Annotated in this window: 16 protein-coding genes and 1 pseudogene; 2 read left to right on the forward strand and 15 right to left on the reverse strand. The window is 73.5% G+C overall.

Annotation, left to right across the window (positions count from 1 at the left end; genetic code table 11):
* Window positions 1-1235: glycoside hydrolase family 31 protein (locus AOK11_RS16045; protein ID WP_240497367.1), on the forward strand; the 1235-nt coding region annotated here is incomplete at its 5' end.
* A gap of 58 nt (window positions 1236-1293) precedes the next feature.
* Here AOK11_RS16045 and AOK11_RS16050 read toward each other — a convergent pair.
* From AOK11_RS16050 to AOK11_RS16080, 7 genes are all read right to left on the reverse strand, one after another.
* Window positions 1294-1830 (reverse strand): NUDIX domain-containing protein, encoded by a 537-nt coding sequence (locus AOK11_RS16050; protein WP_055594404.1) that lies wholly within the window; start codon window positions 1828-1830, stop codon window positions 1294-1296.
* Window positions 1831-1876: 46 nt separating this feature from the next.
* Window positions 1877-2695 (reverse strand): M15 family metallopeptidase, encoded by an 819-nt coding sequence (locus AOK11_RS16055; RefSeq protein ID WP_055594405.1) that lies wholly within the window; start codon window positions 2693-2695, stop codon window positions 1877-1879.
* Between the two features lie 449 nt (window positions 2696-3144).
* Window positions 3145-3750 (reverse strand): GTP-binding protein, encoded by a 606-nt coding sequence (locus AOK11_RS16060; RefSeq protein WP_055594406.1) that lies wholly within the window; start codon window positions 3748-3750, stop codon window positions 3145-3147.
* The gene (locus AOK11_RS16065) at window positions 3731-7414 is read right to left on the reverse strand and encodes a hydantoinase B/oxoprolinase family protein (RefSeq protein WP_055594407.1); all 3684 of its coding nucleotides are present in this window, start codon (window positions 7412-7414) and stop codon (window positions 3731-3733) included. The genes AOK11_RS16060 and AOK11_RS16065 overlap by 20 nt, the downstream gene beginning before the upstream one ends.
* Before the next feature lie 24 nt (window positions 7415-7438).
* Entirely contained in the window at window positions 7439-7834 is a 396-nt protein-coding gene (locus AOK11_RS16070) for a DUF742 domain-containing protein (protein ID WP_055594408.1), read from the reverse strand.
* A gap of 9 nt (window positions 7835-7843) precedes the next feature.
* Complete coding sequence (locus AOK11_RS16075) at window positions 7844-8278, reverse strand: roadblock/LC7 domain-containing protein (protein WP_055594409.1); 435 nt, start codon at window positions 8276-8278, stop codon at window positions 7844-7846.
* On the reverse strand, window positions 8275-11283 hold the full coding sequence (locus AOK11_RS16080; RefSeq protein WP_055594410.1) for a nitrate- and nitrite sensing domain-containing protein: 3009 nt from the start codon (window positions 11281-11283) through the stop codon (window positions 8275-8277). Before AOK11_RS16080 ends, AOK11_RS16075 begins: the two co-directional genes overlap by 4 nt.
* Before the next feature lie 420 nt (window positions 11284-11703).
* Here AOK11_RS16080 and AOK11_RS16085 point away from each other — a divergent pair, with 420 nt between their 5' ends.
* Window positions 11704-12390, forward strand: a complete 687-nt coding sequence (locus AOK11_RS16085; protein ID WP_055594411.1) for a hypothetical protein — start codon at window positions 11704-11706, stop codon at window positions 12388-12390.
* Window positions 12391-12477: 87 nt separating this feature from the next.
* Here AOK11_RS16085 and AOK11_RS16090 read toward each other — a convergent pair whose 3' ends face one another.
* The 8 genes and pseudogenes from AOK11_RS16090 to AOK11_RS44960 all read right to left on the reverse strand — a co-directional run.
* Window positions 12478-17127, reverse strand: coding sequence for a hypothetical protein (locus tag AOK11_RS16090; RefSeq protein ID WP_055594412.1), 4650 nt, complete (start codon window positions 17125-17127; stop codon window positions 12478-12480).
* A 122-nt stretch (window positions 17128-17249) separates the two neighbouring features.
* Window positions 17250-18131, reverse strand: a complete 882-nt coding sequence (locus tag AOK11_RS16095; RefSeq protein WP_055594418.1) for a hypothetical protein — start codon at window positions 18129-18131, stop codon at window positions 17250-17252.
* 169 nt (window positions 18132-18300) lie between these two features.
* Window positions 18301-19827, reverse strand: a complete 1527-nt coding sequence (locus tag AOK11_RS16100) for a hypothetical protein (protein ID WP_055594413.1) — start codon at window positions 19825-19827, stop codon at window positions 18301-18303.
* 118 nt (window positions 19828-19945) lie between these two features.
* Entirely contained in the window at window positions 19946-20806 is an 861-nt protein-coding gene (locus AOK11_RS16105; protein ID WP_206188853.1) for an SGNH/GDSL hydrolase family protein, read from the reverse strand.
* Window positions 20807-20832: 26 nt separating this feature from the next.
* Window positions 20833-22185, reverse strand: coding sequence for a glycosyltransferase (locus tag AOK11_RS16110; protein ID WP_079034881.1), 1353 nt, complete (start codon window positions 22183-22185; stop codon window positions 20833-20835).
* Window positions 22182-23306, reverse strand: coding sequence for a glycosyltransferase family 4 protein (locus AOK11_RS16115; RefSeq protein WP_055594415.1), 1125 nt, complete (start codon window positions 23304-23306; stop codon window positions 22182-22184). Before AOK11_RS16115 ends, AOK11_RS16110 begins: the two co-directional genes overlap by 4 nt.
* Before the next feature lie 162 nt (window positions 23307-23468).
* Entirely contained in the window at window positions 23469-24887 is a 1419-nt protein-coding gene (locus AOK11_RS16120) for a hypothetical protein (RefSeq protein WP_055594416.1), read from the reverse strand.
* A 363-nt stretch (window positions 24888-25250) separates the two neighbouring features.
* Window positions 25251-25346: pseudogene (locus tag AOK11_RS44960) on the reverse strand (ankyrin repeat domain-containing protein); the annotation flags it as partial.

A 25346-nucleotide genomic window follows, 5' to 3' on the forward strand; every position in this document is an offset into this window, starting at 1 on the left:
CCGCCGGGGACGGTCACGCCGTGTACGACGCGGGGGCGGCCCGGGACGCGTTCGTGCGGGACGCCTCGGGGGCTGTCGTCCGGGGTGTGTCCTGGCCCGGGGACGCGGTCTTCCCCGATTTCACGCACCCGCGCGTGCGCGCGTGGTGGGGTGGTCTGTACGCGGAGCGGCTGGGGCAGGGGTTCGCGGGCTTCTGGCACGACATGAACGAGCCGACGTCGTTCGCCGCGTTCGGGGAGCCGACGCTCCCCCGCTCGGCCCGTCACGCCCTGGACGGGCGGGACGGTGATCATCGTGAGGCGCACAACGTGTACGCGTTGTGCATGGCCAGGGCGGCCCACGAGGGGCTGCGGACGCTGCTGCCCGAGGAGCGGCCGTTCCTGTTCTCACGCTCGGGGTGGGCCGGCATGCAGCGCTACGGCGGGTCCTTGCCGGGGGAAGCGGCCACGGGCTGGCCCGGACTGCGGGCGTCGCTGGCCCTGGTGCTGGGGCTCGGGCTGTGCGGTGTCCCGTACGCGGGGCCGGACGTCGGCGGCACCGGCGGGAATCCTTCTCCCGAGCTGTATCTGCGGTGGCTCCAGCTGGGAGCCCATCTGCCGCTGCTCCGTACCCGCGCGGGGGCGGGGCACAGGGAGCCGTGGGAGTTCGGTGCCGAGGTGCTGGCGCACGCGCGCGCGGCTCTCGTCGAGCGCCGGCGGCTGCGGCCGTACCTCGTGACGCTGTCGCATCTGGCCCGACGGACCGGTGCTCCCTGTGTGCGGCCGCTGTGGTGGTCGGCGCCGGAGGAGCGTGCGCTGCGCGACTGCGAGGACGCCTTCCTTCTGGGCGACAGCCTGCTGGTGGCGCCGGTGCTGGTGGCGGGCGCGGAACGGCGTACGGTGCGGCTGCCCGGCGGGCGCTGGTACGAGACGGCGACGGGTCGGGCGTTCGACGGGCCTGCCCGGATAGTGGTCGACGCGCCCCTGGACCGCATTCCGGTGTTCGCCCGCGCGGGCGCCGTCATCCCCGTGTACGGGGAGGACGGCGGGCTGGAACTGGAGGTGTGGGCGCCCGTCAGGGGGCGGGCCGGCGGCGGGACGGTCGTCGCGGACGCCGGCGACGGCTGGGAGGAGCCGGGCATCGAGCGGTACACCGCCCGCTGGGCGGGGTCCCGGATCGTCGTCGAGCGGGAGGGCGGGCACGGCACCGGCGGTCCGCCCCACCCGGTGCGTGTCCGCGGGCTCGGAGCGGACTGAGCGGGGCGGGCAAGAGCCCGGCCCCGTCCGTGCCCCTGCGGCCGGCCGGGCCGTGGGGTCATATGTACCGGCCCTCGAACCAGGCTTGCACGGCGCGCGTGTGCAGCGGGAAAGCGAGCTCCTCCGCGCGGCGCAGCAGGTGCCAGCCCTCCGTCTCGGCCGTGGCGGCGGACGGCGGCAGCCCTTCCGCGGGACGTTCCGGGAGCAGGCCGAACAGCAGCAGGTGTCCGTCGGGCGAGCTCATGGCCTCGGCGAGGCGTACGTCGCGGCTCGCCGCGTCGATGCCGGTCTCCTCCCGGAGTTCGCGGACGACGGCCTGGCGCCAGTCCTCCCGGTCGTCGATGTAACCGCCGGGCAGGGCCGTGCCTCCGCGCGCGGGGGCGATGGTCCGGGTGATGACGACCAGGGCGGTGCCCTTCGGGTCGTACACGGGCTGGAGGGCGACCGCGACCGGCAGCGGGTTGCGATAGGCGGCGGTGCCGCATGCCGGACAGGTGCGGGGCCAGCCGGAGACGCCCTCGCCGAAGGGCGTGCCGCAGCTCGAGCAGTGGGAGTCCGGCACGGGATCGGGGCCGGGGGTTTGGGTTCTGGGCACGCGCGGACTGTAACCGATCGGGGCGGGGGCGTCTCCGGGGGGCCGCTCAGCGGTGGCCGGCGAGCGATCTCCGGGACACCGGGAAGTCGAAGTAGGTGTCCGGACGGGCCTCCGGCTTGAAGGTGTAGTGCCACCATTCCTCGGCCAGGTTCACGAAGCCGAGGTCCTCCAGGGTGTTTTTGAGGAGCGTCCGGTTGGCCCGCTGTTCGCCCTGTATGCGGGGGTCGAGGGTGTGGCTGAGGGTGTCGAAGCAGTCGTAACCGGTGCCCATGTCGACGGAGTTGTCGGGGAAGCGCTCGTCCTGGTCCGCGAAGCAGGGTGTGAGGGGTTCTCCGGGGCGGTACGGGCGGGTCGGCGTGGCGGGGAGCCGTACGACGGTGAGGTCCACGGTCGAGCCGCGGCTGTGGCCGGACTTCTCGGCGATGTAACCGTCGGCGAACAGCCGGGACTTGTCGACGTTCGGGTAGAACTCGGCCTTCATCGTCTGGTCGTCGGGGTCCTTGGCCCAGCGTACGAAGTGGTCCACGGCGCGTTGGGGCCGGTAGCAGTCGTACACCTTGAGGGAGTAGCCGCGGGGCAGCAGCTTCCGCTGGGCCTCGTGGAGGGCCCGGGCCGCGGGGCGGGTGAGGATGCACAGCGGCTCCCGGTAGCCGTCGATGCGCTCGCCCACGAAGTTGTGCGGGGTGAAGTAGCGGATCTCCTGGATGATCGTCGGGTCCACGCTGCTCAGCGCCACGAAGTCCTTCGGGGCCCTGGGCTCCGGCGTGGCCGGGGCGGATGCTGCGGGGGCGGTCGCGGCGGTCGTCGCCGTCAGGGCGGCGAGTGCGGTGACCAGAGCGCGTACCGCGGCGGAGAGTTGTGTCATGTCTCCTGCATCTATCAGGAGGCGGGGGCGACGGGGAAGCACTCTGCCCCTGTTCGCTCACCCGCGACACACTCCTGACGACTCGTCAGGAATATTGGACGAGGGTGAGGGAGATCCGTTGTCGCGCCGCGGCCGGGTGCGGTCGTACACGGCCCTCCGGTACCGGACTCCGTCACCTTGTGCGAGCAACCAGGGGCTTCCGTGGGAGCCGTGCACGTCGATCGCGGTGGAGTCGCCCGCCGTGCGGACGGTGGTGCCGGGCAAGACGGCTCCTGGGGCCGCCGTCGCCGAGCCGGCGGGTGGGCAGGGAGGTGGAGGCCGTCGTCGGCGTGCTCCGTGAGGGCGGGAAGACGTCCTGGCCGACCTGGCACTTCACAACCGACGGGGGCGACCGGGCGCCGGGAGGGCGCCGGCACCGCGGGAGGAGGTCCGGCCGGGCCGCCTCGGGTTCAGGTGGTGACGGCCTGCCGGCGCCGTGCCGCCTGTGCCATGGCGTGCTGGACGACGCCGATGAGGATCGTCTTGACCGACTCCCGGTCCCGGGCGTCGCCCGTCAGGAGCGGTACGTCCGGGTCGAGATCGAGGGCCCGGCGGATGTCGTCGGCCGGGTACCGTACGGCTCCCTCGAAGCAGTTGACGCCGACGAGGAACGGTATGGAGCGCCGCTCGAAGTAGTCGATGGCCGCGAAGCAGTCCTCCAGCCGCCGGGTGTCGGCGAGGACGACGGCGCCGAGGGCCCCCTCGGCGAGTTCGTCCCACATGAACCAGAACCGTTCCTGACCGGGTGTGCCGAAGAGGTACAGCACCAGGTCCTCGCGGAGCGTGATGCGGCCGAAGTCCATGGCCACCGTGGTGGTGTTCTTGGTCTCCACCCCGCTGAGGTCGTCGACCGGGCGCCCCGCCTCGGTGAGCAGTTCCTCGGTGCGCAGCGGCCTGATCTCGCTGACCGCGCCGACGAGCGTGGTCTTGCCCACGCCGAAGCCGCCGGCCACCAGGATCTTGAGCGTGACGGGCTCGACCGGGGGCTTGCCGCGCTCAGAACGCCCGAAGATCATCGTACTTTTCTCCTGCTCGGTGAGGGTCGGGCGGTGGACCGTAGCCGCCACCGCCGGGGGTCTCGATGACCAGTACGTCGTCGGGGCGGACGTCCGCCGAGTCGCTGCCGTCCAGTGCGGTGACGGTGCCGTCCGCGCGGTCGATCCGGTTGGCGCCGGGCGCGCCGGGCGCGCCGCCCGCCATGCCGTACGGGGGAATCCTGCGGTGCTGGGACAGCGTGGAGACGGTCATGGGTTCCAGGAAGCGGATGCGGCGGACCGCGCCGTCCCCGCCGTGCCACCGGCCCGCTCCGCCGCTGCCCTCGCGCACGGCGAACTCGTCGATGAGGACGGGCAGGCGCCACTCCAGGACCTCGGGGTCGGTGAGGCGCGAGTTGGTCATGTGGGTCTGTACGACGGACGCGCCGGGAAAGCCCTCTCCCGCGCCCGAGCCGGAGGCGACGGTCTCGTAGTACTGATGGCGGGCATTGCCGAAGGTGACGTTGTTCATGGTGCCGGAGCCCTCGGCCTGGACACCGAGCGCCGCGTAGAGGGCGCCGGTGATGCTCTGGGAGGTCTCCACGTTGCCCGCGACGACGGCGGCCGGCGGCTGGGGCGCCAGCATGGAACCGGGCGGCACGATGATCCGCAGGGGCCGCAGGCAGCCGTCGTTGAGCGGGATGTCGTCGGCCACCAGGGTGCGGAAGACGTACAGGACGGCCGCGTTGACGACCGAGAAGGGGGCGTTGAAGTTGGTGGGCAACTGCGTGGTGGTGCCCGTGAAGTCGATGGTGGCGGAGCGGTCCGCGCGGTCCACGCGTACGCGCACCCGGATGACGGCCCCGGAGTCGGTCTCGTAGGCGTACTCGCCGTCGTCGAGGGCGTCGATGACGCGGCGGACCGCTTCCTCGGCATTGTCCTGGACGTGCCGCATGTAGGCCTGGACCACGTCGAGGCCGAAGTTCTCGATCATCCGGCCGACCTCGTCGACGCCCTTCTGGTTGGCGGCGATCTGGGCACGCAGGTCGGCGAGGTTGGTCTGCGGGTTGCGGGAGGGGTACCGCGCGTCGGTCAGGAGGCGGTGGGTCTCCTCCTCGCGGAACCGTCCGTTCTCGGTGAGCAGCCAGTTGTCGAAGAGGATGCCTTCCTCGTCGATGGTGCGGCTGTCGGCGGGCATGGAACCCGGGGCGATGCCACCGATCTCGGCGTGGTGGCCGCGTGAGGCGACGTAGAAGAGAACGCTTCGGTCACCCTGCGTGGTGTCGGCGGACCCGGTGCCGAAGACCGGGGTGATCACGGTGACGTCGGGGAGATGGGTGCCGCCGTGGTAGGGGTCGTTCACGGCGTAGGCGTCCCCCGGGCGCATGGTGGAGCCGCGCCGCCGGATGACCTCCTTGACACCGATGCCCATCGAGCCCAGGTGGACGGGGATGTGAGGGGCGTTGGCCACCAGGTTTCCGTCCGGGTCGAAGAGGGCGCAGGAGAAGTCCAGGCGCTCCTTGATGTTGACGGACTGGGCGGTGGACTCGAGGCGGGCGCCCATCTGCTCGGCGATGGACATGAAGAGGTTGTTGAAGACCTCGAGCAGAACCGGGTCGACCTCCGGGGCGGATTCGGTACCGGGATCGGAACTCTGCGTAATCGCGACGCGTTCCATGACCACGTGCCCGTCGTCGTTCGGAGCGGCCTGCCAGCCTTCGTCGACGACGGTCGTGGAGCCGGCCTCGGTGATGATCGCCGGTCCGGTGACCGCCTTGCCGGGGGGAAGGTCCTCGCGGTGGTGGAGGGGGACGTCGCGCCAGGTGCCGCCGGTGTGGAGACGGACGGAGCGCGGGGCGGCCGGGCGGCCTTCGTACGGGGCGAGGGCGGAGAGATCGGGGGGTTCGGTGATGCCGGTGGCTTCGACGGAGAGGGCTTCGACGACGATCGGGCGGTCGAGCGTGAAGGAGTACGTGGCGCGATGACGTTCTTCGAAGGCGCGGCGCATGGCGGTGGGGTCGGTCAGTCCGACGGTGAGGGTGGTGTCGGTGCCGTCGTAGCGGAGCTGGGCCCGGCGGGTGACCTCGATCCGGTCCTCGGGGACGTCCTCGGCAAGGAGTTCGGCGCGGGCCGCCGCTTCCAGGTCGTCGGCGATCCGGTGGATGCCGGGCATCGCGGCGGGCTCCAGGGGTGCTTCGGCGGAGCGTTCCCGCATGGCCGTGGTGTCGGCGAGGCCCATACCGAGTGCGGAGAGGACGCCCGCCATGGGCGGCACGAGGACGGTGCGAATGCCGAGGGATTCGGCGACCCTGCACGCGTGCTGTCCGCCCGCGCCGCCGAAGGTGGTGAGGGCGTAGCGGGTGACGTCGTGGCCCTTCTGGACGGAGATCCGCTTCACCGCGGCGGCGATGTTGGCGACGGCGATCCGCAGGTAGCCCTCGGCGACCTGCTCCGGGGTGCGGTCGTCGCCGGTCTGTTCGCGGATCTCGCGCGCGAGGCCGGAGAAGCGGTCGCGGACGAGGCCGGCGTCGAGGGGCTGGTCGCCGTTCGGGCCGAACACCGCCGGAAAGTGGGCGGGCTGGATGCGTCCGAGCATGACGTTGGCGTCGGTGACCGTGAGCGGGCCGCCGGCCCGGTAGCAGGCGGGACCCGGGTCGGCACCGGCCGAGTCCGGGCCCACGCGGTAGCGGGAGCCGTCGAAGTGGAGGACCGAGCCGCCGCCGGCGGCGACGGTGTGGATGTCCAGCATGGGCGCGCGCAGCCGTACGCCGGAGATCTGTGTGGTGAAGACGCGTTCGTAGTCCCCCGCGAAGTGGGACACGTCGGTGGAGGTGCCGCCCATGTCGAAGCCGATGACCTGGTCGAAGCCGGCGAGCTGCGACATGCGGGCCATCCCGACGATGCCGCCGGCCGGCCCGGACAGGACGGCGTCCTTGCCACGGAACTGCGCGGCTTCGGCGAGGCCGCCGTTGGACTGCATGAACATCAGCCGTACGCCGTCGAGTGCGTCGGCCACCTGCCGGACGTAGCGGCGCAGTACGGGCGAGAGGTAGGCGTCGACGACGGCCGTGTCGCCGCGGGGAACGAGCCGCATCAGCGGGCTGACCTCGCTGGACAGCGAGATCTGCGGGAAGCCGATGCGGGCGGCGAGTTCCCCGACCGCCTGTTCGTGGGCCGGGTGGAGGTGGCTGTGCATGCAGACCACGGCGACGGCCCGGATGCCGTCGTCGTGAGCCCGGCGCAGCGGCCCGTCGAGGGCGTCCAGGTCGGGGGCGCGCAGGACGGTGCCGTCGGCGGCGACACGTTCGTCCACTTCGACGACCCGTTCGTACAGCAGCTCGGGCAGTTCGATGCGGCGGGCGAAGATGGCGGGGCGGTTCTGGTAGGCGATGCGCAGGGCGTCGCGGAAGCCGCGGGTGACGACCAGGAGGGTGCGTTCGCCGGTGCGCTCCAGGAGGGCGTTGGTGGCGACCGTGGTTCCCATGCGTACGGACTCGACGGGATCGCGGGAGCCGGCCAGCAGTTCGCGGACACCCGCGACCGCCGCGTCGGCGGCGGGTTCCGCCCCGCCGGGAGGACGACCGGGCCGGTCGAGGGCCGGATTGTCCGACAGCAGTTTGCGTGTGAGGAGTCGTCCGTCGGGTCGACGGGCGACGATGTCGGTGAAGGTGCCGCCCCGGTCGATCCAGAATTGCCAGCCTGTCACGTCAGTACCCCGCTTCCGCGCCGCTCACAGCGCCCGGAGGCCGTTGATCACGTCGCGCAGAATACTCTCGTCCGGCAGTTCGGCAGGGGGAACGGGCCGGTTCACGTGGACCGATTCGAGATCGACGAGATCGCCGACGAGGACGCGCACCACTCCGATCGGCAGGTCGAGTTCCGCCGCGAGTTCGGCGACCGTCTGCGGTGTGTCCCGGCACAGCTCGACGATGTCCACGTGTTCCGGGGAGAGTGTGGGGTCGCTCTCCGGATCGTCCGCGCCGGGCTCGGTGACGACCACCGCGATCAGGTCGAGGCGGTGCTGGGCCGCACTCGAAGTGCGGCCCCGCGTCATGGCATACGGACGGACGACCGGTCCGGCCTCGTCGTCGAACCAGTGGCTTCTTCCCTCACCGTCAGTACTCATGCCGTCCCACTACCCGCCCGGGGGCAGATCGGTACGCGGTTCGGTTCCCAGATGCGGACCCACCCGCTTCACGAGGAGGGTCATCTCGTAGGCGACCTGCCCGACGTCCGAGTCGACGTCGGCGAGAACGGCGAGGCAGCTGCCGTCCCCGGCGGCCGTGACGAACAGGAACGCCTCGTCGAGTTCGACGATGGTCTGGCGGACACTGCCTGCCTCGAAATGACGGCCCACCCCCTTGGCGAGGCTGTGGAACCCGGAGGCGACGGCGGCCAGATGCTCGCTGTCCTCGCGGGTCAGCTCCTGGGAGGCCCCCGTGGCGAGGCCGTCGCCGGAGAGGACGACGGCCTTTCGGATACTGGCGACGCGGGCCACCAGGTCGTCGAGGAGCCAGTTGAGCTCCCCCTTGCCGTCGTCGGCGTGGCCGGTCGTGTGCGGTGCGGTCATCGACCGTCCCCCTTAGTCGTTCCTGGTCGTTCCTGGTCGTTCCTTGTGGTGCTCGCTGCCCCGCCGGAGGCGTCGTCGCCCGCGGCGTTCTCCTCGCGGCCACGCTGCCAGCCGCGCTGGAGCGAGGCCATGCGGCTGCGTACGTCCTCCGCGTCCCGTTCGACGGGCTGGGATCTCTCCTCGTTCCGTCGTGGCACGCTCCGCTTGAGCTGGGGGGCGAGGCTGGCCTGCCGTACCCGCCGGGGCAGCGATGCGGTGTCGGCCGGGCCGGCGCCCTTGTCCTGCGGGGCGCTGCCGGAGCCTGGCTCCGCCGCCGGGCCCGCCGCGGAGTGCTCGTGGCGGGCGTGCGGCGTGCCCGTGGGGTGTCCGGAGCCGCCCGGAGGGTCACCGGCGGCCGGGGCGGGTGGGCCGTCGTCCCGGGCGGAGCCTCGGGGCGCCCGGTTCGCGGGCCGGTCGTCGGCGCGTGCACCGATCCGGGGGCGGGACTCCGCGCCCCGCCGGCGGGCGGGCAGGGGTGGCGGTTTCTCCCCGCCGGCTGGTCCCGGATCCCGGTCCGGGGAGGGCTGCCCGCCGCGTCGGCGGGTCGGCAACGGGGGCGCCGGTTCCGGTTGCGGGCGGGCGGACGACGTACCGGTGTCCTGGTCCGGCCTCTCCCGGCGGGCGTGCTCGTCACCGACGGGACGTCCGTGCGAGCTGACCAGCTTGGGCGTTCCCCTGCGGGGCGGCGGGACCGGGGCGCCTGCCCGGCCACGCGGGTCCGGGTCCGGTCCGTCCGTGTCCAGGTCCGGTCCGTTGCCCTTGCCGATGCCGGTGGCCGGTGGGTGGGACTCGCGGCGGCGGCCCGGCCGCTCGTCCTTGGGGCGGGCCGGGGATCGGCGGTGGCCGAACAGGCCGCCGCGCTCCTCGTCCTCGTCCCTCGGCGCGCCCGGGTAGTCGTCGAGGGCGTCCAGGTCGACAGGGGCCTCGAGTTCGACCGGACCGTTCAGGAGCGAGGCGGGCAGTCCGGGCAGTTGGACGGGCACCCGGGAGAGCGCGAGACGGCGGCTGTCCTCCGGCTCGCTGTCCTTGGCGCGCCGGGACCGGTCGAGGCGGAAGCCGGCGCCGTTGGTGTCCGGGACGTCGTCGGTGAGGAGCACGTCCGGGATGAAGACGACCGCGGTGGTGCCGCCGTAGGGAGACGGCTGCAGGGAGACCCGGACGTTCTGCCGCTGCGCGAGACGGCTGACCACGAACAGTCCGAGGCGGTCGGTGTCGGAGAGTTCGAACTCCGGTGTCTCGGCGAGCCGCAGATTGGCGTCGAGCAGCGCCTCGGCGGCCATGCCGAGACCTCGATCGTGGATCTCCAGGGTGAAGCCGTTGGCGACGCGCTCCCCCAGGACCTGGACGGCGGTGTGCGGCGGGGAGAACACCGTGGCGTTCTCCAGGAGTTCGGCCACCAGGTGGGTCAGGTCGGCGACGGCGGGGCCGGTGACGGCGACCCGCGGCAGCCGGCGGACCTCGATGCGCTCGTAGTCCTCGACCTCGGCGACGGCCGCGCGCACGACGTCCATGAGCTGGACGGGTTTGCGCCACTGCCGGGAGGGCGCGGCGCCGGAGAGGATCACCAGACCCTCGGCGTGCCTGCGCATGCGGGTGGTGAGGTGGTCGAGGCGGAAGAGGTCGGCGAGTTCCTCGGTGTCGTCGGTCCTGCGCTCCATCGTGTCCAGGAGGGTGAGCTGTTTGTGCAGCAGGACCTGGCTGCGACGCGCGAGGTTGACGAAGACCTCCGAGACCCCGGAGCGCAGTTCGGACTGTTTGACGGCCGCCTCCACGGCGGCCCGCTGCAGGGTGTTGAGGGCCTGGCCGACCTCGCCGATCTCGTTCCTGTCGTACTCCAGGCGCGGGACCTCGGTCTCGACGTCCACCTGTTCGCCCGCCGAGAGGCGCCGCATCACGCTGGGCAGTCGCACGCCGGACGCCTCGTGGGCCTCCAGGCGCAGCTGCCTCAGGTCACGGATGAGGCCGCGGCCGATGCGCACGGACAGGAAGAGCGAGACGAGCAGGGCGATCAGGCCGAGGAGACCCGCGACGACGGCCTGGGTGATGACGCCCATGGCGACGGGCCGGACCCGGTCCTGGTAACGGTCGGTGGCCTGGTCGTTGAGGGTGCCGAGTTCCTCGAGCACATGGCCGGCTGCGGTGTCCCAGCTTCTCGCGGTGATGCCGCGGGGCGGTCCGGTGCCGGAGGAGAGGGCCGCCTCCTCGGCGACCCGCAGCGGCGCGGACGCCGCGTTCTTCCAGAAGCTCTCGTAGCGGTCCCGTTCCGCCGCGGGCAGCTGCGGCAGACCGGCGTCGTACAGCAGCGTGCGCTGGGCCACGAAGTCGGAGATGTCCCGGGCCTCGGAGCGGGACAGCGCGCCGACGATGAGGGCGGAGCCGAGCAGGGCGTCCTCGCGGGCGAGGAGTTCACGGGCCCGGGCGAGGCTGACGAGGGCGCGGTACTGCTTGTCCAGCCCGACGTCGTCGACCACGTGCAGACCGGCCAACAGGGTGTAGCACGGGTCGACCAGCCGGTTGTAGAGGTCGAGGGCCTGAGAGCGGTCGACGGTGCCGTCCTCGACACTGCGGCGCAGGGACTCGATGCCGTCGAGGGAGTCCAGTACCGCGCTCAGCGCTTCGGTGTCCTGGCCCATCGCCTCGCGCACATCGGGGTCCGCCGCGTTCTCCCGGACGCTGCTGACGGCCTTGTCGGTGGCGGCGCGGCTGCGGCGGAGTGCGGCGAGCCCGTTGGAGGCGCGCGGGTCGGCGAGATGGACCAGAGTCTGACGGCGCTCCTGCTGGAGGACACGGACGGTGTCCTCCACGGGGTAACCGACCTCTTCCATCACCGACGACACATCGAGCAGATGGCTTGCCTCACGGCCCGTCAGCAGAGTGGTAAAGGCCCAGATCGTCGTCAGGGACACCAGCGGCACGAGAAGCAGCGCCACGATCTTCCGGCGGATGGACTTCCCGCGAAAGCGCATGGCCTCCCCCAGCTCGGCCCCCGGGACAGCCGGGAGCACACATGTGCGTCAACAAACGGCGCGAGCCTACTACCGTGCCACGGCCAACTCGAAGAGCTCTCCGGAATCCGAACTTCCGCACCGACGGCGAGACATGGCGAGTTGTCCGGGCATTGGGGGAGATTGCCTCCCGGTTCGCAGAGGAGGCCGACGGAACGAGCCGCGGCACCCGCGAGTAGGATTTGGCCGATTCCTTTTCTTACGCGGGAATCTTTATGACGCGCCCTTCGTCCTTCTCTGTGGGTGATGGGGGCGGAATCGGCCACAGGAGCCATGCCCCGTATCCGGGCGGCGTAAATCAGTGCAAGCCGGGCAGTCGTTGGGGAACCGGGTCTTCGGACCCGGAAAGGCGGTCTGCCGGCGGTGGGGAGTGACACATTGATGGGCACGGCGGAGCGGTACGGGTCGCCCGAGGGCGACCTGGTGACGCAGGTGGTGGAGCGGCCGGACAGCGAGACTCCGAGCGGCGGCGCGTCCGCGGCAGGGAGAGTCGCGGTCGGCACCCAGGACCTTCCCACTACCAGGACTGACGAGGTATCGGCGGGCGTGACCGGGACAGGGGACGGCGAGGACCGGACCGGAACCGCCGCAGGCATCGCCGGGCCCGGGACACCGGCCACCGGGAAGACCGGTGGGAACCACGGCACGGGGGACGGGGCCCACCGGCAGCCGGAGCACCGGCCGTTGTGGGTCGAGGAGCCCGCGCGGCGGCGCCGGCTGCCGGATCCGGTGCGGACGTCGGCCGTGCGGGCGGTCATCATCGTCGCGATCACGCTGATTCAGGCCATGGTGGCCTTCCTGTGCACGCTCGCCGGTTCCTGGCTCGCGTTCCCCATGATCATCAGCAGCATCGTCAGCACCATCATGGCCACCTGGGGTGTCCTCGACGTGTGGGTGACCCGCCAGGTCTGGAACCAGCGCAACGGCGTGGTGTCCGCACCCAGCAGCACCGCGCGGGCCCTGCGGCGCGAGCGGCGCCGTGCCCGCCGCCGGGAGCGGTCCGCGCAGCGTGCGCAAGCGCGAATACGCCGACAGGGCGGCGGGACCGGTCAGCTGTCCCACCCCTGACCCGGACGCTCCGCCGTCCCGCGGGACACGCGGGCGGGTCCTCTCCCTCTGCTCGCCCNNGGGCGAGCAGAGGGAGAGGACGTCTGGTCAACCGTTCGCCGGGGCGGGCCTCTTGAACATCCGGGTGGCCGTGATCTCGCTGTGCACGGCTTCCTCGTCGGAGGTCTCCCGCGGCAGGCCCGGCCTCAAGTGCTCCTCGACACTGATGTACTTGAGGCCCGCTCGCAGGTCGGCGTCGTTCCGCAGACGGATGACCAGGGGGAACTCCGCGAGTGCCGTCGTGTCGAACAGGCCGGTAGTGTAGAGGAGCTGCACACCGAGCGCGTCGGCCACGGCCCTCTGGAGCTCCAGCAGGTAGGTGGCGTTGGCGCGGCCGATGGGGTTGTCGAGGAACAGGGTGCCGGCGTGCCGGTGCCGGTCGCGGCCCCGGTCGTTGGAACGCAGGGCGGCCATCGTGCAGTACAGGGCGATGGCGGCGGTGAGCAACTGCCCTCCGGAGAACACGTCGCCCATCTGTCCGACGGGAACCCGCTCGGCGCGCAGCACGGCGTCCGGCTTGAGGATCTCGACGGCGATGCCCTTCGGCCGGAGGGCGGCGGCGACTCCGCGCAACAGCAGGGACATGCCGTCGCGGCGCAGGTCGGAGTTCTTGCGGACGGCCGCGCGGGTCGCCTCGTCGACGACCTCGCCGAGCCGCTCGGTGAGGGTCGCCTGGTCGGGTTCCTCGAAGCGGATACGCAGGAATTCCTGCCCCGACCACTCGCCGAGTCCTTCGGGCAGCCGCGACAGCCGCTGGGCGGAGCGCAGAGTGGCGAGGGCCGATTCGACGAGCCCTCTGAGCCGGTCCACGATCGAGTCGCGGTTGCGTTCCAGCTGTTCCAGTTCGTCGGTGAGCACCCGGAGCCTGGGCGCGAAGGCGTCCGCCCACTTCTGGGCGTGCTCGGGCAGTGCCGAGGCGGGAAGCTCGCGGATCTGCTGCCGGGCGGGGGTGCGGACCTGCTCGTAGCGTGTGGAGTTGGCGTGCCGGACAAGGATGTCGCTCGCCTCGCGCACCGTGGACTCGGCGGCGGACAGGTCGGCGGCGCAACCGCGGAGCGACCTGCGGGCCTCCGCGGCGGACCGGCGGGCCTCCTCGGGGCTGCCGGGATAGGGCTCGGGCTGCTCCGGTTCCTCCTCGGAGGTGTGTTCCCGCAGCAGGTCGCGGAGCATGGCGGCGATCTCGTCGAAGCCTTCGGCCGCGTCCTCGGCGCCGCGGTGCGCGGCGAGGAGATCGCCGTGGATCTCCCTGGCGCTGTCCAGTTCCCCCGTCCGGGAGGCCAGTTCGGCCGTGGCGGTGCGCAACAGCGCCTGGGCGTGCTCGGCGTCGCGCGGCACCATGTCCTCGGGGAGCGCGGTGTGCTGCCCGCCCTCCTCGGGCGCCAGCCGTTCGGCCTCGCCGCGCAGTCGCCCGAGCTGCTCGCTCGCGCTCGACATCCGGGTCTCCAGGAGCTGCACCAGTTCCTCGGCGCGGGCCGCGGCGGCCTGCCGGCTGGGACCGTCCGAGCCGTCGGGTGACTCCAGCAGTTGCTCCGCCCGGTTGCGGACCTTGTTGCTCAGCCGGTCCAGCTCCGCGCGCGCCGCGCTCTCGTCGCTCTCCGCACGGGCCTGCTCGGCGCGCAGATCGGCACCGACGCCGACCTTCTCGTACACCTGGGACGCGGCACGGTACGCCTCCCGCAGAGCGGGCAGGGAGATCCGCGACGGCTCGGTGCCGGCCCCGGCCGCGTCGTCGGGTACGTCGTCGGGGGCGCCCGCGATCTCGGAGCGCTCGGCGCGCAGCGCACGCGCGGTGCGCCGGGCGTCGTCGGCTGCCCGCTGCGCGCCGCGCCGGTCCTCGTCGGCGGTCCTCGCGCGATCCAGGCAGGCCTGGGCGCGGGCCTCGGCCTCGGCGGCGTCGTCGGCCAGTTCGCGCAGTGTGGCCTGCCAGCCCGCCCGTTCGCGGAGCCGGAAGGCGAGTCCCGCGAGGGCGTCGGCGGCGCGACGTGCCTTCTGCGCGGTCTCCTGGAGCTCGTCACGCACCCGGGCGGCCTCGGCGGCGGCCTCCTCGGCCTCCGCCCGCACGGTGCGTGCCTCGGCCAGTTCCGCCTCGGACTCCTCCGCGAAGGCGCGGGCGTCATGCGCCGCGCGGGCCAGTTCGGTGAGCCGGCCGGGCGGGCAGCCGGTGCGCCAGGAGGTGAGCCGCGCGGTCAGCTCGCGGTCCTTGGCGAGCCGTGCCGCGAGCGCCCGGATCTCCTCGTCGCGTGCGGTCGCACGGGCGCGCAGTGTCTGCCGTTCCTCGTCGGCGGCGTGTTCGTCGTGCATGGCCGGGTTCGGCGGTACCAGGAAGACGTCGCCGGTGTCCGCGCCCGATGCCGGGGTCGGCGCGAGGAGGGCGGCAGCCGTGCCGACGGCGACCGCGGAGCGGGGCAGCAGGGCGGCGTCGCTCAGGGCCGCACGGGCACGGGTGTGGGATTCCGGGTCGGTGATGACGACGCCGTCGACCAGTTCCGGACGGGCGGCCAGCACGCGCGCGTGGTCGGCGGGGTCGACGGCCTGGGCGAGGTAGCGCCAGCCGGGCAGAGCGGGAATGCCGTGCTCGCCGAGCAACTCGACCGTGGCCAGCACGTCCGGTCCCGGCGGCAGCAGCCCGCCGTCACCGAGGGCGCCGAGGATGCGGGCGTCGTCGGCGGCGGCGGTGCGCAGTTCGAACAGCTGGCGTTCGGCGGAGGTGACCGCCTCCTCGAGCAGTTCGCGCAGGTCGTCGGCGAAACGGTCCAGTTCCGTGGCGGTGAGGGCGCCTTCGGTGACGGGGCCGTCGCCCGGTTCGGCGTCCGTGTCGGGGCGGGGCCGCGGAACGGAGGGGCGGGACTTCGTTCCGGGCAGGCCGAGGAGCTCGGCCGGCCGTTCCTCCGCGGCGAGGGCCTGTGCGGTGCGCAGTTCGCCCTCGTGGGCGCGGCCGGCCGCCGTGGCCGCGTCCGCCGCGCGGGCGGCGGTGAGTTCCGCCCGGGCTTCGACGGCGGCGGCTTCGCGCGCGTGCTCGGTCGCCCGGTGGGACGTCTCACGAGCCGCGTCCCAGGCGGTGACCGCGGTCTTCTCCGCGTCGCTGGCCGCAAGCGCGGCGCGGGCCGGGTCGGCGTCGGGGGCGCTGTCGTCGAGCCAGCCGGCCCGGACTGCCTCCGTGGTCTCCTGCTCGACCTCGGCGAGCCGCTGCCTGAGATGACCGATCTCGCTGCGGGCGCGCTGCGTCTCGGTGGCGGCGGCGGTGGCGTCGCGGTGGGCGGTGTCGCTGACTTCCTGGAGGGCGGCGGACCGCTCCTCCTCCTCGTTGGCGAGGTTCTCCGCGTTCTGCGCGGCCGTGTGCAGGGCGCGTACGAGATCGACGGCGGCCTTGGCGCGGGCGGCGAGCGCGGGCGCCGCGTCCCGCTCGGCCTCCTGGATCACGGCGGAGACCCTGGCGACCCTGTCGGCGGCGGCGCGGTGGCGCAGCGCCGCCTCGGCGGCCTGCCAGGCCGCGTACAGGGTACGGGCGTCGGCGAGTTCGCGCTTCTGCGCGGCGGCGGACTTCTCGGCCGCCGCCAGCGCCAGTGAGGCGTGCCGGTAGGCGATCTCCGCGGAGATCAGCGCGCTGTGCTCGCGGGCCGTCCCGGCCCGGGTGACGGCGTCGGCGGCGACGGTGACCCGGTGGGCGAGGTCGGCGGCGCGGACGCGTTCCTGGCGGCCGCGCGCGGAGAGCCTGCGGGCCAGGGTGCGGGTGCGTCGCTCGGCCGCGGTGTGGATCTCCCGAGCCCGGGTACGGGCGCCGGTGGCTTCGACGATCCGGCCGAGCAGTTCGACGGACCCGGCGGTGAAGTCCCGCTCGGCGATCAGCTCGGCGCGCCGGCCCAGCTTGTTGCCGAAGCCGCCGACCAGGTCGGCGAGTCCGTCGGTGTCGCGGGTGTCGGTGACGGCGCGCAGCAGCAGGTCGGTGAAGTCGGAGTCCTTCTTGACCGCGAAGAGGCCTGCGGCCTCGCCCTCGTCGGCGTTCATCTCCCTCTGGTAGCGGAAGAGTTCGGGGTCGAGTCCCAGGTCGCCGAGGTGCTCGGTCCAGCGCTCGTGGGTCTCCTCCCAGTGCACCTCCAGGTGCGGATACGTCTTGCCCGCCTCGGTGAGCGCGTCCCGGAAGCCCTTCATGGTGCGGCGGCGGCCCCGCGCGCCCGACTGGCCGTCGGCGGACGGCCGTACGGCGGTGGCCTCGGCGACGGGAAGGTTGTCCAGGCTGAGCCCCGGACCGGGTCGCAGTGAGTACCAGGCCTCGGCGAACTTCCTCGGGTCGTTGGAGACCTGGCGCCCACGCCATTCGCTGACCTTGCCGACGACGACGCACTCGCCGGTCAGCACGTGCTGCCATTCCAGGGCCACGTGGCCGCAGTCGTCGGCCAGCAGGAACTTGCGCAGCACGCCGGAGCTGGCGCCGCCGAGGGTGTTGCGGTGGCCCGGGAGCATCACGGAGAAGATCAGTTTCAGCAGGACGGACTTGCCGCCGCCGTTCTCCAGGAAGAGCACCCCGGCGGGCGCGGGGCGACGGGGCGGGCCGACGGGCTCCTCCGCGAAGAACTCCGCCTGCGTCGGCGCGGGTTGCGGCACGGTCTCACCGACACCGCGCAGGTCAAGCACGGTGTCGGCGTAGCGCGCACCGGCGGGCCCGATGGAGTAGAGGCGGACCCGGGACAGCTCGTACATGGCGGACTCTCGAAGTCTTCGGCAGGTCGGGGTGGTTCGGGACGACAGGGAGGAACGGGGAGGTGGGCGCGGACAGGACAGCGGGTTCGGACAGCGGTCGTGGGCAGCGGTGCTGGAGCTGCTCAGGTGGAGTGGAAGGGCAGACCGGCGTCGGCCACCAGGTCCAGGTCCTCTCCGCTGTCCGCGGGCAGCAGGGTCGGGGTGCCGTCGGTGACCGGGACGACGCCCAGCTCCAGCAGTTCGGCCAGGGCCGCGCTGCCGGCCAGGTCGCGCACCTGGAGCTGGTAGCGGGCCGTTGTGCGGTAGGTGCCGCCGTTGTCGTCCCCGGTGCGTTGCAGGAAGCCGGAGTCGGTGAGGAAGGTGACGGCCTTGGCGACGATGCCGGTGGTCGAGCCCGCGAGCCTGCGGGCGTCCTTGGTGGCTCCGGTCGCGCTGCGTCTCGCCCAGACCCGCCAGGCCGTCTCCAGCCCGGGGGCGTCGCTGGCCGGGTCGGTGTTCTCGCCCTGTTCCGCGGCCTGCTCCTCGAGCCGGTGGCAGGTCTGGCGCACGAAGGCGTCGACGCCGTTGACGGTGACCCGCCCGATGTAGCCGTCGTCGGCGAGGTCCTCGGGGCGGGGGAACGCCATGACGGCGACGGCGAGGTGCGCGAGCCCGTGCAGGAACCTGTCTCCGCCGTCGGCGGAAGTACGCCGCGCGTAGTCGCCCATACGGACGGCGAACACCGAGTCCTCGGCGGCGGTCACGGCCATTCCGGCACGCGGGGACACCTCCAGGACGATCAGCCCGAGGCCGGTGGCCACGGCGTCGGCGAGCCGCGCGAACGGCGGGTCCTCGCGGTAGCGGCGCAGCAGGTCCGCGTACTCCTGGTCGCGGGCCGGCTGGAGCTTGGGCTGGAGGCCGAAAGCGACGAGCCGCGCCGCGTCGGCGGCGTCGGCGGGGGTGACGGCGGAGCTCGCCGGTGCGGTGGCGGGCTCCGCCTCGCTCCACTCGGCATACTCGGTCACGGACACGGTTCCTCCTCGCACGGGACGACGACGGGGGCGGCAGGGACGACGGGGAGGGCGATGACTGCGCCGCGGGCGGCACGGACCGTACGGGCGGTGCTGGCGGTGCGGCCGGCGGCCCCGGGGCCGCCGGCCGCAGCCGGCTCCCGGATCGCGGGCGAAAGGCTCGTCACGCCGCCTCCGTCCGGTCCGCCGCCATTCCCGCCGCGTCCAGCAGGGCCGTGCCGACGATGAGGTCGGCGCCGCCGAACTCGGGGTCGTCCAGCTCGACGCCGTCGTCCACCGCGAAGAGCAGCCGCCGCTCGCCCTGGCGGTAGGCGGTGCCCACCGGGGGGCTGGCCGCATGGACCGCCAGCAGTGCCACCAGGTAAGGAAGTTCGGGGTCCTGACAGCGTGCCTCCGCGAGCAGTCCGGACAGTCGGCGGGGCGCGTCGGCCGGCAGTTCCAGCAGCGCGGTCGCGGCCGCCAGCTGCTCCTCGGTGAAGCGGTTGTCGTCCGGTGTGGCGATCAGGTCGGGGTCCGGCATCTCGGCGCCCAGGTGCTCCCGCTCCACCGGCGGGGTCAGCAGGATGTCGACGAGATCGGCGACCCGGACGGACACCGGTGTACGCAGTCCGGTACCGCGGGCGAAGAAGGTGTCGGTGACCCGGACCGCCTGCTCCAGGGGGAGTGGGAGCAGCGGTGCCAGGAGGTGTCCGTAGAGGTCCGTGCCCGAGGAGGACGCAGGGGTGGCGAAAGCCTGCCGGTCCTGTTCGGCGCGGAACAGCGGGCCGGCCTCCAGCAGCCGGGACTGGAGCTGGGTGTGCCTGCGGATGCAGTCCTTGACGATGTCCACCAGCTCGGCGGCCCTGCGCTTGTGCTCCGGCTCCTCCGACTCGTCGCGGGCCTTGCGGATGTTGGTGAGGATCGCGTTCTCGTGGCGGTATCGGTCCGCGACGTGGTCCAGGGCCTCGGCGATCATGTCCGGGACGGCAGCGAGCCAGTCCACCGCGCGCACATTGCGCCGGGTGGCGTCCAGGGCACGGCGCAGGGTTTCGGAGTACTGCACGGTCCGGTAGCGGGCCTGCTCGGCGGCGAGCTGGGCGTCGGCGAGCCTGCCCCGGCTGATGAGCACCTCGAGCTTGACCTCGGCGGCGATCTGGGCGCTGGTGACATCGGTGTCCAGGGCGCCGACCAGGACGTTGACCGCCTCGTCCGTGGTGCGGAGGTAGACGGTGCCGCCGGGGCCGGGAACCTCCTCGATCAGCTTGAAGTCGTAGTCGCGGCGGACATAGGCGCCGTCCGCGCCGAACACGCCGTACACCGCGCGGAAGCCGCGGTCGACGCTGCCGACGTTGATCAGGTTCTCCAGGACCCAGCGGGCCACCCGCTCGTGCTCGGCGGCGGGCCGGCGCGGGGCCTGGGCGGCGATGCGCGGGATGAGCCGGGCCACTATCTGGTCGTGGTCGGCGCCCGTGTCGAAGTCCATGTTCAGCGTCACCAGGTCGATGGCCGCCAGGGCGATCTCCGCCATGCCGTACACCGAGTACTCGCCGGCCAGGTTGGCCTTGCGCGCGTCGAGGTCGTGCAGCGGCGCGGTGCAGGCGAGCGCGCGCAGCCGCCGGGCCAGCCCTTCGTCGGCCGCCGGGCCCTGCGCGGGCCGCGGCCCCGCGCTGAGCTGGGGCGGAGCACTGTCCGTCGATGCTGGTGAAGTCACGGTGCACAGACTAGGTCCTCGATCTGACAACGACCCAAACGACGCAGATGCGTCACGGTGTCGCGGTTGTCACACGTCCCGTTCCTCCTCCCCCGTCCTGCGCCGGTGCGCCTCCGCTTCACTGCGGCAGGGCGCCGCTGAGCCCCTGGGAGGTGCCCGGCCGCTGCTCCCCTGCCGACAGCGCGGCCAGTGCCGCCGACACCGCTGCGGAGGCCCGCAGGTCGAGCCGGATGCTCGTGCCCCGCGCGCGATGCCGCAGTTCGTCGGCGGCGAGCGCGAGGAGCTGGGGCAGCAGGTCGGTGCACCGGCGGGCCACCCATCCGGTGCCGGCGGTGGCCATCCACCACAGGCTCGCCCCCGGGGTGGGTGCCGCGGACTGCGGTTCGGGCGAGGGCGCCGGCCCGGCCGCGAGGCCGCGTTCCACCAGCAGCGCGTGGAACCTCACGGCCAGTTGGCGGTGCCCCCGCTCGCCGGGATGCATCCGGTCCACGCTCCACATCGCGCGGTCGGTGACCCAGTCGCCCCCGCCGGCGTGCAGGTGCACCGCGCCGTACCGGTCGGACAGCGCGTGGACGACGGTGTTGACCGCACGCTGTCGCCGGGCCAGCGGACCGGCCAGTGCCCCGGGCAGGCCCATGACGCCACCGGGATCGGGCAGGCACGCGGTGAGCAGCACGGTGCCCTGGGCGGTGCAGGCCGCGTACACCCGGTCCAGCCGTCTGGCCACGGCATGGATGTCGAAGCTCCGGCGCAGGGTGTCGTTGACCCCGACGACGACCGATACCAGGTCGGGCCCCAGGTCCAGGGCCACGGGGAGCTGCGCTTCGAGCACGTCGTGCGTCTGCGCCCCGCTTCTCGCGAGGTTGGTGAACAGCGCGGGCTCCTCGCCGAGCGACCCGGCGAGCAGCGCGGCCCAGCCCCGCCATCCGCCGTCGGAGCGATCCCCCACACCCTCGGTCAGCGAGTCCCCGAGCGCCACGAAGCGCACGGGTCTCCCGGCGGGTCTCACCGCGGACCTCCCGGCAGCACCGCGGGCGCGGGCCGGCCCGGCGCCACGTCCTCCCGCGCGCCTTCCCCCGCGCTCTCCCACGCGTCGTCCCGTACGGCCGCCTGGCGCGACGCCTCGTGGGCGTCGAGGAACGCCGCCACCGCCGCCGCCCACCCGAAGCGTTCCGCACGCGCGCGTGCCCCCTCGCGCCGCTCCGTCTCCGGCCGTCCCAGCAGGAGTTCGACGGCGTCCGCGAACGACTCCCCCCGGTCCGCCGCGGTCGCCCCGGAGGAGCCGATCACCTCCGGCAGCGCGGAGGAGGAGCTCGCCACCACGGGTGTGCCGCAGGCCATCGCCTCCAGCGCGGCGAGCCCGAAGGTCTCCGCGGGTCCCGGCGCCAGACACACGTCGGCGGAGGCCTGGAGGGCGCCGAGGAACGTCCGGTCGAGGACGTGGCCCAGGAAGACGACGGGCAGTCCGCGTTCCCGCGCGCGCTGTTCGAGCCGCTTCCGCAGCGGCCCGTCCCCGGCCACCACCAGGACCGCCCGCCGTCCGCGCCGCCGCAGCGCCTCGAGCGCGTCCAGCGCCGTACCGGGCCGTTTCTCCACGGACAGCCGGATGCAGGTCACCAGCAGGCTCTCCGTCGCACGCGCGTAGCGGGCCCGCACGGAGGGGTCGCGCAGCGCGGGACGCCGCTCCGTCAGGTCGACGCCGAGCGGTGCCCGTACGACGTTGCGGGCCCCGATCCGGGCGAACTCCCGCTCGGCGAACTCGGTGGTGCACACCACGCGTGCGTACGTGCGGGCGGTACGGACGTTGAGGGCGTCGGCGGTGCGCCGCGCGGCTCCCTCGGGCATCCCCCAGGTGCGCAGCACGCCGTCGGCGGTCTCGTGGGAGACCATGACCGCCGGCACCCGGGCCCGCCGCGCCCATCTCCCGGTCCAGCGCAGGGTCGTCCGGTCGGACACCTCGAGCCGGTCGGGAGCCAGGTCCTCGAGCAGGGCGGTCAGCCGCCGCTTGTCGGTGAGGACGCGGTAGCCGCCGGTGCCGGGCAGCAGCGGTCCCGGCAGGGTGATCACCCGCCCCTGCTCGGTCTCCCGGTCGCTCGCCCGGTCGCCGGGGACGACGAGTACGGACTCGTGCCCCGCCGCCCGGTAGCCCTTGCCGAGCTCCCGCAGCGCGGTGCGCAGTCCGCCGGAGGCCGGTGCGACGAAGTTCGCGAGCCGCACGATCCGCAGCGGACCTCCGGCCCCCTGGGCACCGTCCGCCGGCGCCGGCGGCGGCGTGCGGACCGCCGGGGCTGCGGCGGACGGGGGTCCGGCGGACGGAGCACCGGTCGGCGGAGCGCCCGTTCCCGCGGTCCCGTTCATGCCGCCACCGCCGTCCGGCGCCCGGTCAGCACGTCCGCGTAGTGGCCGATCAGCTGGTCCCCGACGGCGGCCCAGGTACGCCCCTCGACCATCGCGCGCCCCGCCGCCCCGTAGGAGGCCCGCAGTCCGGGGTCGGCGGCCAGGGACCGGACCGCGTCCCGTACGGCGGCGGCGTCGCGCGGCGGCACCAGGAACCCGGTGCGCCCGTGGACGACCAGGTCCAGCGGGCCGCCCACGGCGGGCGCGACCACGGGGATGCCGCTCGCCATGGCCTCCTGCACGGTCTGGCAGAAGGTCTCGAAGGGGCCCGTGTGGGCGAAGACGTCCAGCGAGGCGAAGATGCGGGCGAGTTCGTCACCGGTGCGGCGCCCCAGGAAGACGGCGCCGGGCATGGCCTGTTCCAGGTTCGGCCTGCTCGGTCCGTCGCCCACGACGAGCACCCGCACTCCGGGCAGGGTGCTCGTCCCGGCCAGCAGCTCGACCTGTTTCTCGGGGGCGAGCCGGCCGACGTAGCCGACGATCAGCTCACCGTTCGGGGCGAGTTCCCGGCGCAGCGCCTCGTCGCGCAGGCCGGGTCGGAAGCGGACCGTGTCCACGCCGCGCGGCCACAGTTTGACCCTGGGAATGCCGTGCGCCCGGAGGTCGTTCCGTGCGGCGCCGGACGGGGCGAGGGTGAGGTCGGCGGCCGAGTGCACGGACCTGATGCGGCGCCAGGCCGCGGCCTCTCCGGCACCCATGTACGTGCGGGCGTACCCGGCGAGGTCGGTCTGGTAGACGGCGACGGCGGGCAGTCCGAGGCGCGAGGCCGTCGCCATGCCACGCACCCCGAGCACGAAGGGGCTGGCCAGGTGGACGAGGTCGGCCCGGTGCTCGGCGATCGCCGCGGTGACGCGTCGGCTGGGGAGGGCGACGCGGACCTGCGGGTAGCCCGGGAGCGGAAGGGAGGGGACCCGGACGACGGGGCACGGAGCCCGGTCGTCGGGCTCGTCGCCCGCGGTGGCGGGGGCGACGACGACGGGGGCGTGACCGCGGTCGACGAGGTGCCGGGCGGTCTGGAGCGCGCAGTGAGCCACGCCGTTCACATCGGGGGGAAAGGATTCGGTCACGATGACGACTCGCATACGGGTGTTCTCGCCGTGCCGGGCGTGGCCACGTCAACGTGGATCTTTCCGGTGGGGGAACGTCCCATGAGCGTTGCCTCGCACACCCATGCGGGCCGAACGCCATCCATGCGCGCCTGACCCGCGGGTCATCCCCCGTTCACAGTGCGCGCGCCCGGGCGGTCACACGAGGGTCTCCCCGGGACCGATCCGGCTGCGTACGGCGGTCTGCACCTCGGCCTCCTCCGCCGGGTCGGCGGCGAGCCTGCGCAGGCGCTCGACGACCCGGGTGTCGCCGGTCTCCGCGTGCCGCGCGGCGATCTCGCGGGTGGACTCCTCGCAGTCCCAGAGGCACTCGACGGCGAAGCCGCTGCCGTAGGAGGGGTCGGTGGCGGCGAGGGCACGGGCGGCCCGGCCCCGCAGGTGGGAGGAGGCGGTCTCGCGGTAGATGTGGCGGAGTACGGGAGCGGCGCAGGCGATGCCCAGCCGTCCGGCGCCGTCGACGAGGGTCCACAGGGTCGGCGCGTCGGGGCCTTCACCCCGCACCGCCTCGCGCAGGGCGGCAAGAACCAGGTCGCGGTCCTGGACACCGCCCCGGCAGGCGAGGACGCGGCCGGCGGCGGCGCCCAGGGCGTCGGGCCGGCAGGCCCAGCGGCGCGCGCGGTCGACGGCGGCGAGGCTCCGCATCCGTTCGAAGGCGTCGAGGGCGGCTTCCACGACGGGCGCCGGCCCGGTGGCCACGGCGCGCTCGATCAGGGCGAGGGCATCCGGGTCGTTGCCGTCGGCGAGGTAGCGCAGGGCGGTGCAGCGGGCGCCCTCCGTGCCGTCCTCGGCGGCACGGAGGATCTCGGACCGGTCCTCGGGGCCGGCCACGGCGGTGAGGCAGCGGGCGGCCGGGACATGCAGGGCGGCGCCGCGCTCGATTCCTTGCTGGGCCCATGCGAAGACGGCCTGCACGCTCCACCCGGGGCGGGGCCCGGTGGGGCGCATCTGCCGCTGCCAGCGGTCGAAGGAGCCGGCTTCCTGGGCGGCCCGCACGCGCGTGGCGACGGATGCGCGCGGATCGTCGGCCCACAGGCGCCAGGGGCGTGGTTCGAAGGCGTCGCGGACGGTGGCGGCCAGTTCGGCCTCGCCCTCGGGGTCGGTGGCGAACCGTGCGAGTACGGGGGCGGCGAGGGCGCGCAGGCCCGCGTCGTCGTCCCGCAGGGCCAGTTCGTCCAGGGCCCAGGCCCAGTTGGCGCCCTGGGCCGCGTACCTGCGCAACAGGACGAGTGCGTCCCGCCTGCCGTAGGAGGCCAGATGCCCGAGTACGGCGAGGCTGAGGCCGGTACGCGACTCGTCGGTGTCGAGGACGTCCTCGGCATCGAAGAGGTGGGCCTCGATGGCGTCCAGTTCGCCGTGCAGGTCGAGGTAGAGGCGGGCGTAGTAGAGGGAGCGGTTCTCCACCTGCCAGTCGTGGCGCGGATCGTGGAGCACGCAGTGGTTCAGCGCCTCGAGCGTTTCGGAGCGCGGGGCGGTGAGCGCGTGCAGCGTGCCGTCGCCGCGACCCCGCTGGAGCAGGCCGAGCAGCGTACCGCTGGGCGCTATGACCGGATCGAACATGGGAAACAGCCTCACATCAAGCGTCGACGCAACCGGGGACCTGCATTACCTGGCCGCGTGCCAACACGTCGGGGCGCCCGCCGTTTCCTGCTTGCTGTAGACCATCTTCCTCTGCCTCTCGTCGGTGGCCCCTGCGGGCCGCATCACGGCCCACGTGGTGCGGCAACATCTGCCCAGCCATCGCGTCCGTGAATCACGTCGTCATGATGACCCGGCGGTCACATCTGCCGCGACCGAATTCCGGCGGCCTCGTACCGCTTCCCCGTTTACCGTGGGTTTCCGCCGCTGTTCCCGTGCCTTCGCCGGTCGGAGCGGGCGCGCCCGTGCGGCTCAGTGCCGCTCGGCGCGTTTCGCCGGTGCGCTTCAGTTCGCGCCGAACAGCTCGAGCAGCTCCGCGCGGTCGAACATCCGGGCCGTGTCGACGGCCGAGGGAGTGCCGGCGGCCGGATCGGCACCGCC

The organism is Streptomyces hirsutus, from assembly GCF_001418415.1.
GTDB lineage: Bacteria > Actinomycetota > Actinomycetes > Streptomycetales > Streptomycetaceae > Streptomyces > Streptomyces hirsutus.

What these genes read in the sequence shown, in the direction of transcription:
- AOK11_RS16075 (WP_055594409.1), bottom strand. Translation starts at nt 8,278, where the DNA reads ATGACCGCACCGCACACGACCGGCCACGCCGACGACGGCAAGGGGGAG.
- AOK11_RS16060 (WP_055594406.1), bottom strand. Translation starts at nt 3,750, where the DNA reads ATGATCTTCGGGCGTTCTGAGCGCGGCAAGCCCCCGGTCGAGCCCGTC.
- AOK11_RS16085 (WP_055594411.1), top strand. Translation starts at nt 11,704, where the DNA reads ATGGGCACGGCGGAGCGGTACGGGTCGCCCGAGGGCGACCTGGTGACG.
- AOK11_RS16080 (WP_055594410.1), bottom strand. Translation starts at nt 11,283, where the DNA reads ATGCGCTTTCGCGGGAAGTCCATCCGCCGGAAGATCGTGGCGCTGCTT.
- AOK11_RS16115 (WP_055594415.1), bottom strand. Translation starts at nt 23,306, where the DNA reads ATGCGAGTCGTCATCGTGACCGAATCCTTTCCCCCCGATGTGAACGGC.
- AOK11_RS16120 (WP_055594416.1), bottom strand. Translation starts at nt 24,887, where the DNA reads ATGTTCGATCCGGTCATAGCGCCCAGCGGTACGCTGCTCGGCCTGCTC.
- AOK11_RS16110 (WP_079034881.1), bottom strand. Translation starts at nt 22,185, where the DNA reads ATGAACGGGACCGCGGGAACGGGCGCTCCGCCGACCGGTGCTCCGTCC.
- AOK11_RS16090 (WP_055594412.1), bottom strand. Translation starts at nt 17,127, where the DNA reads ATGTACGAGCTGTCCCGGGTCCGCCTCTACTCCATCGGGCCCGCCGGT.
- AOK11_RS16070 (WP_055594408.1), bottom strand. Translation starts at nt 7,834, where the DNA reads ATGAGTACTGACGGTGAGGGAAGAAGCCACTGGTTCGACGACGAGGCC.
- AOK11_RS16055 (WP_055594405.1), bottom strand. Translation starts at nt 2,695, where the DNA reads ATGACACAACTCTCCGCCGCGGTACGCGCTCTGGTCACCGCACTCGCC.